At 62.2% G+C, this 11537-nt stretch carries 7 protein-coding genes; all 7 read right to left on the reverse strand.

The genetic code is table 11. The features are described 5' to 3' along the window. Positions 1-2: 2 nt before the first annotated feature. Positions 3-1187, reverse strand: coding sequence for a hypothetical protein (locus HPY64_08255; GenBank protein ID NPV67122.1), 1185 nt, complete (start codon positions 1185-1187; stop codon positions 3-5). Further along, positions 1187-3502, reverse strand: coding sequence for a hypothetical protein (locus tag HPY64_08260; protein ID NPV67123.1), 2316 nt, complete (start codon positions 3500-3502; stop codon positions 1187-1189). Before HPY64_08260 ends, HPY64_08255 begins: the two co-directional genes overlap by 1 nt. After that, entirely contained in the window at positions 3490-5574 is a 2085-nt protein-coding gene (locus HPY64_08265) for a hypothetical protein (GenBank protein NPV67124.1), read from the reverse strand. Before HPY64_08265 ends, HPY64_08260 begins: the two co-directional genes overlap by 13 nt. Before the next feature lie 6 nt (positions 5575-5580). Next, a complete protein-coding gene (locus tag HPY64_08270; protein NPV67125.1) occupies positions 5581-6468 on the reverse strand; it encodes a carbohydrate ABC transporter permease in 888 nt (295 codons plus the stop codon). A gap of 12 nt (positions 6469-6480) precedes the next feature. Continuing rightward, entirely contained in the window at positions 6481-7410 is a 930-nt protein-coding gene (locus HPY64_08275; GenBank protein ID NPV67126.1) for a sugar ABC transporter permease, read from the reverse strand. Positions 7411-7483: 73 nt separating this feature from the next. Further along, entirely contained in the window at positions 7484-8779 is a 1296-nt protein-coding gene (locus HPY64_08280) for a sugar ABC transporter substrate-binding protein (protein ID NPV67127.1), read from the reverse strand. Positions 8780-8836: 57 nt separating this feature from the next. Next, positions 8837-11158, reverse strand: a complete 2322-nt coding sequence (locus HPY64_08285) for a glycoside hydrolase family 65 protein (protein ID NPV67128.1) — start codon at positions 11156-11158, stop codon at positions 8837-8839. Between the last annotated feature and the right edge of the window lie 379 nt (positions 11159-11537).

Here is an 11537-nt window from a genome sequence, read left to right on the forward strand (position 1 = left end):
GGTCAGCTCCCCTTCGCCCCCAGGTAATCCAGCAGGAACAGGAATCCACGGATGTGGTGGGTGGCCTGGTCGCCGGACACTGTGTAATCGTAGTACGGGTCCCACGACCAGAATCCCCACGCGACGCCGGGATCATCCGCATAGGGATGCGGCCCGCCCGGCACGATCTGCATACTCAAGCTATAACGCAGGGCCAGCTGTGCAGCGTCCAGGTAGGCGGCCTGGCCGGTGACAGCATGCAACCGGAGCAGGGCAATGGCGATGTTGGGTATGTCGCCGGGGCCGACAGTGGGGACAACCACATTACCGTCACGGTCGATAGTCAGCGGCCAGGCGCCATCTGCGCGCTGGCGGGCCAGCAGCCAGCCGGCAAAGCGCACGGCGGCGGCCAGGAAGCGCTCCTGACCGGTTTGCTCGTACAGGAAGGTCAAGGCTCGCAACTCATCGGCGGCGATGTCCGTGTTGAAGTAGTCATCATCGATCAGGTAAAAACTGCCGTTTTCCGCCTGCAGGCCCAGGCCGAACTCACCCCACGCCAGGGCACGTTCCTGCCAGCGGGTGTCACCGGTGAGATCGGCCAGTTCCAGGAACGCTTCCACGACTCTTCCAAATGACTGCCAGCCTAGCGGCAACCATGCACCGCTGCGGACATCGTAGCGGGGGGCGAAGTGGTGACGGCTCGACTGGATCAGAAAGCCGGCGCTCTGCAGGGCACGCTGCAAAGCGGTCTGGTCGCCAGTGCGGCGATACAGGCCGGCCACCAGCAGCACGTACTCTGCCGCGAATTTAGTCCACAGCGCACCATCCGGCAGGCTTTCGCGCACGCCGCCGATGGCCACGCTCATCGGGTGGGTGATGACAAAGCGATCATAGAACCAGGTGGCTGCTCGCTGCGCCATCTGCAACAGGGAGTCATCCTGAAAGCGATCGTAGGCGGCCAGCAGCAGCCAGGGCGCGATCAGGTTGACCGTCTGCGGTGGTTCAAGATGTTGGCGGGGGGCGCTGTAGAAGCCGTGGAACGCCCCTTCGGCGGCATTGAAGTGGCGCGGCAGCCAGTGGTACAGGCAGTGCTGAACGCGCTGCTCCAGCTCCGCGACTGTGATTCCCAGCCTGTCCAACCGGGCGTTGCCGTCCCACCTGGCTACGGGTAGACCCCAGTCCTGCGGAGAAATGACGCCGATTCGCATCAGTCACCTCCCAAAGCCCATCGAGAAAGCAGGGCCAGCGTTGCATAAAGCGCAGCGCCCATCAACAACGCAGCGCCAAAACCCCATGTCATCGAGATGGCCAGTGCAAGGGTAGACCCCAGCACCGAAAAGACGCCGTTCAAAGCCCAGATCAGCGCAACCTGGCGCTGTTGCTGGCCGACCCGCCGGATCAGGCTGGGGAAGGGGATGCCCATCGGCACGCCCAGCAACGCCGTCAGCGCCACGGTGACCGCGATGCGTAACGGCAGGGACGCCGCCAGCGCGGCTTCCACCACGGCGGGCAGGGCAAAGTGGTAGATCAGGCTGACGGCAGCGATCCACAGCCCGGCTGCCATAACCGGCCCGACTAGCCGGGAAGCGGCCAGACGCTGGCTGAGCAGGCTGCCTGCTCCCCCGCCCAGCAGCAGGGCGCTCAACACAACCGCCAGCGAGAGCACCGGATATCCCAGCAGCAACTGGAAGCGCTGGATCAGCGGGATTTCCACCAGCATGAAAGCGGCGCCGATGATCATAGCGTAAAGCATCCTGCTGGCCCAGATACCTGTGCTGCTGGCAGACCGGCTGGCGCTGCCGCCCATCAGGAAGGCCAGGGCGGCCAGACCGATCGCCAGCAGCCCGGCAGTGACCAGCGCCGATTGCACCGGGCGGGGCAGACCAAAGTCGAGATGGAAGAAGAAGGGGCTGTCATCACTGGTCGGCGCCAGATTGTAGTCTGCGTCGTCAGCGGCGAAGGTGTCCAGGCTCATCCCATCCCGCAGTGGTGCGAAGAGGACCTCATACGCGCCGGGCACGAACAACTCCTGCATCCCCAGGCGCCGGGCGTTGGCCGTGAACGTGTCGATCACTTCAGCAGTGAACGCCTCCCGTCCGACCAGCAGCACTGACGTGCGCACGGTGGCGTCAGCAGCAGGGAGCATCCACAGCATCAGATGATCGAGCGCCTGCGCAGGGGGCACTCCCATTGCCTGGAGCGCCTGCAGGGCGGTCACAGCAGCTCGGCTGGCTTCCAGCGCGTTGTGCGAGATGATGGCCAGCCGCCCGCCGGGACTCAGGCGGTTCAGGTAGGTCTGGAAGGCCTGCCAGGTGAAGATGTAGTTTTCGACCAGCACCTGGCTGCCCGGTTCCGCGGCCTGGGTATAGACGACATTCAGGTAGATCAGGTCGTATGTACTGGTGTCACGCTCGGCAAAGGTGCGGGCGTCCCCTGTTACCAGGTTGACCTGCGGGAGATCGAGGATGTTGCCGTTGTAGTCGGCGAAGGCGCGTGTGGCTTCAATGACGGCGGGGTTGACCTCCACCGCAGTGATGTTGTGTGCCCCGGCCAGCAACCCCAGCAGGATGTCCTTGCCGCCGCCAGCGCCAATGACGAGCAGACGGTCGGCCTGGCCAGTGGTGAAAGGCAGGTATTCAATGCCCTCGCGCCAGCTTTGCAGGGCATCTAGCGAGCCATCAAAGCGCAGCATGTAGCTGCCTGCGCCGCCATCGGTGAAGATGAACCTGGCCGCCGGATCGGCGGTTTCGACCACATCCACGCGGGCGAAGGGACTCCAGACCGTGCGGGCGATCCGGGCCTGCCGGGCCGGATCGGCCAGGATCATTAGCATCGTTTTGTCACGCGGTGCGTCGGCCAGGTTCTGCGGGTGAAAATCAGTCACGCCGGTTGCGACGTTGGCGAGCAGCAGCAGCATGCTGACGCTACTGCTCAACGCGGCGGCGACCGGCAGCCGTCCCCGGCGCAAGCCTGGATCGCTCAGGCTGATGGCGAGCGCGGTAAAGCTGACCAGCACGCCCAGCAGCAGTGTCATGCTGAAGGCGCTCCACAGGTTCAGGAGCAGTAAGACGGCGATCACGCCCACCGCAGCACCGATTAGATCGGCGGCGTAGAGCAGCCCGCCAGTGTCTGCATGGCGCTCGAAGATCAGCGCCATAAAGAGGCCTGCCAGCAGAAACGGAATCAGAGCCAGGACGGCGTATGGCACCACCGAGGCTGCTGAGGGATACCAGGACAGGGCCAGCGTGACCAGCGGGTAGGCAGCGCCCAGTGCCGTCAGCACGGTAACTGGCAGGCCCGGCGCTGGCCGCCGGATGAAGTACCCGGCGCTGGCTCCCAGGCTCAGGCCCAGTACTGCCAGCGAGACCGCCAGAAAGGCGAAATGGTACTGGAAGTACAGCGAGAACACGCGTGTCAGCGCGATCTCAAAGGCCAGGCCCGCTGCGGATACCGCAAAGACGGCCAGGAAGGTGGCAGGACGCCGCGGCGTCCCGGCGCTGCGGGCGCGGGCTATTGCGGCCATTGCAGATCCGTAGAGTCGCCGGGCGCCAGCATGACTCCCACCACGTGGTCTCGATACTGGATACGTCGCGTGAGGGTCGCCGTCGCCTCGTTGCGCAGGGTACAGCTGACCTGCGAGCCGTTGTATCGCGCTGATACCGTCAGCCCTGCTGCCAGCAGGTTCTCAAAAGCCGCTTCCGGCCAGGCGGAAGGCAGGGCCGGGAAGAGGCGGATGGTATCCGGTGGGGCGACCTGTAGCAGCAACTGGTGCAGCGCCGTGCAGACGGCCGCCTGCGCCGTGCCGAAGTATTGCATGTTCCATTCGCCCGCTTCCATTACTTCAGTCATCCCGCCGAAGCAGCAGATTGTCGGGCGCGCCCCTTCCAGGACCGCCCAGGCCGCGTCGCCGTCGTTCTGCCGGGCGACCACCGTCGCCAGCACACCGGCCAGCCAGGGGAACCCGTACTCGTGGCTGCCATCGCCCATCAGCCGGCCATGATATTTCTCAACGAACGCACGGGCGGTCTGAATGGCCCGCGGATCGGTCGGTTCGATGACGCCCATTGGATAGATCGGGCCAAGCGAACTCATGTTGAGGATGTCCTGGTCAGCTGAGGCCTGGAAGTAGCGGCCATTATAAAGCTGATCCTGGGTCTTTTTCAGACCCTCGGCCACGGTCGCGCAGCGCCGGGTGAATTCCGATTCCAGGCCGAGTAAGCGCGCCGCTTCGGCGCAGTGGCGCAGGATGGCGATCGTTGCCGCCAGGTTCATGCCGTCGTTGCGCACCTTTTCCGGACTTTCGTGTACGCCGACCTGATAGCCGACTTCGTACCCCTGCTCGGTGGTGGTGACAATGCAGTTCAGGTAGAAGCGGGCCAGCCCTTCCAGGATGGGGTAGAACTCCTGCAGCATGGCGTGATCTTGCGTGTAGTCATAGTAACCCCAGATTTCGTTGGCATAGGAGCCATTATTGTGAATCTGGTACTTCATGTGCAAGAGCGCGCCATACGCCTTGCGCCCGTCATGGGTGATCTCCCAGTCCCACTTGAGGCCATCGCAGCCGAATTCTTCCCGTGCATGGCGGCGGGCATGGTCAATCGTGCGCTGGAAGAAGCGGCAGCCTTCCAGCGCCTCATGGCGGTGGTTCGCTTCCAGCAGGGCGCGCTGGAGGAAGTACGAGTCCCAGAAGATATGCGACGACCAGGTGCGACGCAGGTTGTTAACCGGCAGACCACCAGACTCGCGGTTTTGCATCGCCTTGAAGTGGTACATGCTGGCGTTGTAGAAGTACTGGAATTGCGGATCGGGGATCGTGATATTCGACACAGCGAAGTATGCGCGCCAGAAGGCCAGATGCTCCTCACGCAATGCATCATAGCCCCGCGCGATCTGCCGGTCGATAATCGCCGGATCCAGTGCGCCTTGCCGGTTATCGATGATGGCAAAGTACTTGGTCACCTCAGTGGCGCGCACCGTCAGCGAACGGTTAAGCCCTTCTTCGCCCAGCCGGGCAGTGTCGTCCGCCAGCCGCAACAGCATGATCCCCTGCGTTTCGCCGAGGTCGTAGCGGATTTGAGGGGCGTGCTCAAGAGCCTCAACCGCGTAGAACGGATCGCTGTCCCACCCTTCCTCGATCCACACGCCGGGTCCCATCCAGGCGCGGAACTCCACCTCCTGGCTGAAGGTATAGTGTTCGACCAGCAGAGATTGCGTTGGGTGAAGCCAGGTGACGACCTCGCCGGTGACAGGGCCGTAGTCCACCCGCGTATAGAGCGTGCCCTCCTGGGGGACAAAGCGCTGCTGGCTGGCCTGCAACTCAAGCGGCTGCCCGTCGACCAGCACCTCATACCAGGTATGGCCCAGCGGCGCAACATCATACCAGCCAGACCCAGCGGCGTGTTCCAGGGGCCTGTCCACCGGCCAGCGCCCCGCAGGCAGCACCAGTTTGTCTTCGGGGTAATAGCGGTCGGCTTTGTACCAGTAACAACGGTCTACGCCGACTTTATCCCCGACCATCGACCCGGTCGGGCCGATGAGCACGGCGTCAAGACCGTTACCGAGGAAGCAGTGGTAGTAATCAGCAGGCAGTTTCACGATTCTCTAACCCTTCAGTCCGGTCATGGTAATGCCTTCGACAAACGCGCGTTGCGCGATGAAAAACAGGATGAGCGTCGGCATCATCAGCGTCACGGAGGCGGCCATCAGCAGGTTCATCTGGGTGTCGAATTGCCCGTTGAGATAGGCCAGACCCACCGCCACCGTATACTTGCTGATTTCATTGAGGTAGAGCAACGGCCCCATGAAGTCGTTCCAGATGTCCTTGAAGCTCAAAATCCCGATCACGGTTAGCACCGGAATGCTGAGTGGGACGATGATCCGGAAGATCACCTGCAGGCGGTTAGCGCCATCGACGATGGCCGATTCTTCCAGTTCTTTAGGGATGGTGCGGAAGAACTGGCGCATCAGAAAGATTGCATACGCCTCGCCAAACCAGGCCGGGACGATCAGCGGATTGAAGGTGTTGATCCAGCCCATCTGGCTAAACAGGATGAAGCGCGGGATGAGCAGCACGGCGCCGGGCAGCATCAGTGTCGCCAGCAGGATGCCGAAGATCAGGTCCCTACCGGGCGCTTCCAGCCTGGCGAAGCCATAGGCGACCAGCGTGCACGAGATCAGTCGACCGGTGATCATCCCGACTTCCAGGATAAGGGTGTTCTTGATGAACACCTGGAAGGGCAGGTAGGGATTGCTGAAGACATCCGCGAAGTTCGACCACTGGATCGGGTCAGGAAACCACTGAGGCGGCCACCGGTAAATCTGATGCTCAGGCTTCAGCGCGGAAAGGATCATCCAGAAGAAAGGAAACAGGAAAAGCAGGCTAAGGCCAATCAGCAGGGCGTAAACAACGCCCTTATGGAGGATATCCCCGAGGTTGTAGTCTTGGCGCCTGGCAGCCGGCGCTGGCCGGGAGGTCGTCTGGATAGCCATGGTTTGCTCCCTTTACCCGTAGAACACCCAGCGGTTGGAGGTGCGGTTGATCAGGTAGGTGATGGAGACAATCACAATGAAGAGCACCCAGGCCATCGCCGCCGCGTAACCCATCTTCAGGAAGCTGAAAGCATTTTGATACAGATACAGCATGTAGAACAGGGTCGATTTAAGCGGCGAACCGATCGCACCGGCGCGGGCGGTGGAGATGACAAAGGCGCTGTCGAAGGTCTGGAAGGAACCGATCACGGACATGACCAGGTTGAAGAAAATGGTGGGGCTGAGGATGGGCAGTGTGATGCGCAGGAAGCGCTGTAACCGCCCCGCACCATCGATCTCGGCGGCCTCGTACAGCGTCTGCGGGATGCCCTTCAGGCCAGCCAGGAAGATCAACATCTCGCCGCCGACCCCCCAGGCGCTCATGATCACCAGCCCCCAGATTGCCCAGTTGGGGTCGCTGAACCAGCTGGGTCCCTGAATGCCAAAGAGCTTCAGCGCAGCGTTAAACGGCCCAAAGCGCGGATTGAAGATCCATTGCCACAGCACAGCAACACTGACGCTGGCAACTACCCCTGGCAGATAGAAGGCCGTCCGGAACAAACCTACCGCAATCGTCGCTTCGTTGAGCAAGATGGCCAGGAACAGCGCGACCACCAGCCGCAACGGCACGCTGGCCAGAGAGTATTTGGCCGTGATTGCGAGTGAATGGCCGATGTCAGGGTCCTGAAGGATATTCCGGTAGTTCTCCAGTCCGACCCAGGCTGGCTCGCTCAACATACTCCATTGGGTGAAGCTCACATAGAGGGAGAACAGAATCGGCCCCAGGGTGAAGACCAGAAATCCAATGACCCAGGGCGCTACCATCAGGTAAAAGATCGCAGCTTCCCGGCGTTTCGTCGTCCAGAAGGGTTTTCTTAATTGAATGCTAGAAGAAACGGCCATGAATTCCCTCCAGCGGTATCAAGATGAGGCGGACCGGCTTGGCCCGCCTCATCCTCTTCATGGGTTAGTCAGGTTACTGGTTGTAGCCGTCGAGGCAAGCTTGCGCTTCAGCGGCTGCGGCGTCCAGGGCTTCCTGAACTGGCATATCCTCGAGGAAGATCTTCTCAAGGTGCTGCTGGAAAGGAGTCACCACGCACTCCCCGGCGTAAGGCGACAGCGCTTCGGGGATGGGGGCAACGTTCTCCAGGTAGGCGATGATCGGGCCATCATACTCGTCTTCGGTCAGGCCCTGTGCTTCAGCGATCGGCTGGACAGCCGTGAAGGCGTAGTTGGCGAACTCCTTGGCGCCATCGCCAGCGGCGATGTACTTCAGGAAGGTCCAGGCGGCTTCCTTGTTCTGGCTGGCGGCGTTGATGGCGAAACCAGCCCAGCAGAGGGTGTTGCCCTCGCCGGCAGGACCGGCGGGCAGGCCCATCGTGCCGAAGTTGAAGCCGTCAATGACGCGCCAGTCCTTCAGCGGCCAGCGGCCCGTCCACACCATTGAGACGACGCCATTGGCAAAGAGGTCAGCGCCAGCGAAGGATTCCACATCCTGGCGGGTGGGCGCAACTTTGTGCACCTTGAACAGGTCCACATACCACTGAATCGCTTCGACAGTAGCTTCACTGTTCAGGATGCCTTCAACGGTCAGGCCGTCTTCGCTCAGCAGGTGGGTGCCGTTCTGAGCCAGCAGCGGCAGGATACCGCGCGTCCACAGCCAGTCACCCCAGTGCGCCGGGATCATCAGGCCCCAGCGGTCTGCCGTGGTGAGGGCCTTGGCCGCGTTCAGCAGGTCATCCCATGTCCAGTCCGGATTGGGGTATTCCAGCCCTGCCGCATCGAAGTGGTCCTTGTTGTAGTAGAGCACCAGCGGGCTGTAGTCCTTGGTCAGCAGGTAGGTCACGCCGCCCACCTGGCCAAAGGAGGCTACGCCGGGGAAGAACACATCCATGCTGAAGTCCGGATCGTTCTCGATCCAGGAATCGAGCGGCTCCATCATGCCTTCGCGGGCGAAGCGGGCCACATCGCCGTCACCGACCTGGAAGATGTCAGGGGCCGTGCCCGCCGCGATCTGAGCCAACAGCTTGGTGCCATATTCCTGCGGAATCGGCTCCAGCTCAACATTGATGTCCGGATACTCCGCCTCAAACGCGGCGATGGCATTGGTGAACGGTTCCAGCGCGTTGCCGCTGTCCCAGGTGGTCACGCGGATCGTGCCTGATCCCTGAGCGTCCGCCACGGGCAGCTGGAAAATCGCGCCGTTTGCCATCAAGCTCATGAACGTGAGGACGATGGTCAGGGCGATCAGCAGTTTCTTCTGAGTGGCCATGTTATACATCTCCTTTGAGAAATCTCTATGGCCGGCGTATTGGGATTACGGTTGTACTTACTGCGAAATGACCTTATAGGCGCCTCCTTCACGACAGATATCCACAGAGTGGCGTTCTCCACGGTAGTAGTAGCGGAAGGCCATGCGTCGCCAGTGGCCGGGGAAGCGGGGCCTCAGCGACGGGCCAGCCGGCCCGAATCGCAGGCCAGCAAACCCGAAGACAGCAGCCTGCCAGAGGCCGCCCGCAGAGGCGGCGTGAATGCCATCACCCGCGTTGCCACGGACGTCGTACAGATCCGCCTGAGCGGCCAGCATGAAATGCTTGTAGGCTTCCTCCGGTTCGCCTATCTCACAGGCTGCCCAGGCATGGAAGCTCGGCCCCAGCGAGGAACCGTACTGGTGATCGGTGATGGGCATGTAGGTGTCCCAGTTCTTACGCCAGGTCTTGTGATCGTAGTCATCCCGGAACAGGCACAGCAGCATGATCACGTCGGCCTGCTTGAGCACCTGGCTGGCATTAGCTCCTTCGATACCCAGCACCACCTGCATTGACCGATCGGTGCTGGCGATCACCTGCGGGTCGATGTATTGCCGTTCGAAGAAACCGTCAAACTGTACCATCAAGCCCGTCTCAGGATCGTAGTTGATGATGATGTGGTCGATCACGTCCCGCCAGTGCGCCAGACGCGTTTCGGTCAGGTCAAGTTGCTCGCGCAGTACCCGCGCCCGGTCAGGGTAGTGGGCCTCCAGCCAGGCCAGTACTTTCAGCGCCGTTTGCAGATGCCACTGGGCCATCCGGTTGGTGTAGACGTTGTTGTCCACGTGGTCGTGGTATTCGTCGGGGCCGATGACATTACGGAGCGCATAGCGCCGGCGGCCATTTTCCTCCTCCGGTTCGGCACGGTCGCCCCAGAAGCGCGCCGTATCCAGCACAATCTCCGCGCCATAGTCGCGCATGAAGGCGTCATCGCCGGTGGCCGACCAGTACTGCAGAATCGCGTAAGCAACATCAGCAGTGATGTGGATTTCAATATCGCCCGTCCAGATGCGCACCAGCTCCTTGCCGTCAAAACTGGGGACCCAGGTTGGGGTGACTTCGTCGCCGGTGGCCGCGCTCTCCCAGGCGTATTGCGCCCCGCTGAATCCATTAGCGGCGGCCTTCCGCCGGGCGCCGGGCAGGGTATGGTAGCGGTACATCAGCATATTGCGTGCCAGCGCGGGCCGTGTGTGGATGAAAAATGGCAGGATAAAGATCTCAGTATCCCAGAAGACATGGCCCCGGTAACCCAACCCGCTGAGCGTCTTGGCGCCGATGCTGACCCGGTCATTATGCTGAGGGGCGGCGATGAGTAACTGGTACAGGTAGAAGCGGATCGCCAGTTGCGCCTGGTCATCACCTTCGATAATCACATCGCAATCTGTCCACAGCGCGTCCCAGGCGGCAACCTGTGTCGCCCGCAGCATGTCGTAGTCCAGGCCCTGCAGCGCCGCCAGAGCGCGGCCAACCACATCGGCAGCCTGTTCAACCGGATCGCAGCTGGCGGTGTAGCTCACCAACTTATCGATCTGCAGGGTCTGATGCCTATCCAGCGGGCTTTCGAGGACGACGCCGGGGTGGCCGGGGCACTGGCGCGGTTCCGGCGTCCCATTTCCGGACGCCGTGATTAGTGCTGCAGTTCCCAGATGAAGACCGCTGTGCCGGGTACAACTGTGCATCCAGACCGCGCCATCGGCTGTCTGGCCCTGGTCAAGATGCCGCCAGTGCAAGAGGTCGCCATTGGCGACATGGCCGTTGATGCCTGCCTGGACTCCGATCTGGCAGGGTCGGTTGACGGCAGTGACCAGCACGCGCAACGCGCCGACGTGCTCATGGGCGTAACTGGCAAAACGCTCGAAAGTCAGGTCAAGCACGACACCGCCCGGCGACTGCCAGCGCACCTCGCGTCGCAGCATCCCCCTGCGCAGATCGAGCAGGCGCCGGAAGTGCAGCAGCTGCCCCTGATCCAGGCGGAACGGTTCGCCATCGACGATCAGCGTGAGATCAAGCCAGTTTGGCAGGCTGGCCAGTTCAGTGAAGGAGATCGGCATATCGTCAAAGATGCCATGGGCCAGCGTGAGCGGGTGGTCGCCCGGATAGCCCTCCTCGAAGCTGCCGCGACTGCAAAAGTAGCCGTTGCCGTTGGTGAAGACAGTTTCCATGTGGTGCTGGCGTTCCGGCTCAAAGCTCGCCTGGACGACGGCCCATGTGCTGTCCGGGCGGGCGGCGGCCTCCAGTTCGGCAAGGCGAACATCCCGCAGGTCATCGCGCCGGGCGATCAGCCCGAACCGGCGCTGCAACTCGGCGAAACGTTCCTCAGGGCCGAGCGCCAGGCAGGGCATCCCGGCTACCAGCGCCGCCTCGACCCCCGCCGCAGCGTCCTCGACGACCAGACACTGCGAGGGATGGCGGTCGAGCATGGCCGCTGCGCAACGGAACAGGTCAGGATGCGGCTTCTGGCGGGTCACGCTGTTGCCGTCAGCCAGGGCGCTCAGGCGCTCCAGAATACCCAGCCGCTCAATCACGGTGCGGGCGTTGCGGCTGGCGGAGGCGATGGCGTAAGGGATACCGGCGGCGTCCAGTTGATCCAGCAGTTGCGGCACGCCCGGCAGCAGATCATCTGGCGTGATCCGGGTCAGCAGGTCCTGGTAGTAAGCGTTCTTGCGGGCCATCATGGCCTGCATCTGTTCCTCAGTAACGGGCTTGCCTTTCAGCAGGCGC

It is taken from the genome of Anaerolineae bacterium, from assembly GCA_013178165.1.
Taxonomy (GTDB): Bacteria; Chloroflexota; Anaerolineae; order Aggregatilineales; family Ch27; genus Ch27.

Bases quoted from the DNA above. Each gene is read 5' to 3' on its own strand.
- HPY64_08260 (NPV67123.1), bottom strand. From the start codon at position 3,502: ATGGCCGCAATAGCCCGCGCCCGCAGCGCCGGGACGCCGCGGCGTCCT.
- HPY64_08275 (NPV67126.1), bottom strand. From the start codon at position 7,410: ATGGCCGTTTCTTCTAGCATTCAATTAAGAAAACCCTTCTGGACGACG.
- HPY64_08280 (NPV67127.1), bottom strand. From the start codon at position 8,779: ATGGCCACTCAGAAGAAACTGCTGATCGCCCTGACCATCGTCCTCACG.
- HPY64_08255 (NPV67122.1), bottom strand. From the start codon at position 1,187: ATGCGAATCGGCGTCATTTCTCCGCAGGACTGGGGTCTACCCGTAGCC.
- HPY64_08285 (NPV67128.1), bottom strand. From the start codon at position 11,158: ATGCCCTGCCTGGCGCTCGGCCCTGAGGAACGTTTCGCCGAGTTGCAG.
- HPY64_08270 (NPV67125.1), bottom strand. From the start codon at position 6,468: ATGGCTATCCAGACGACCTCCCGGCCAGCGCCGGCTGCCAGGCGCCAA.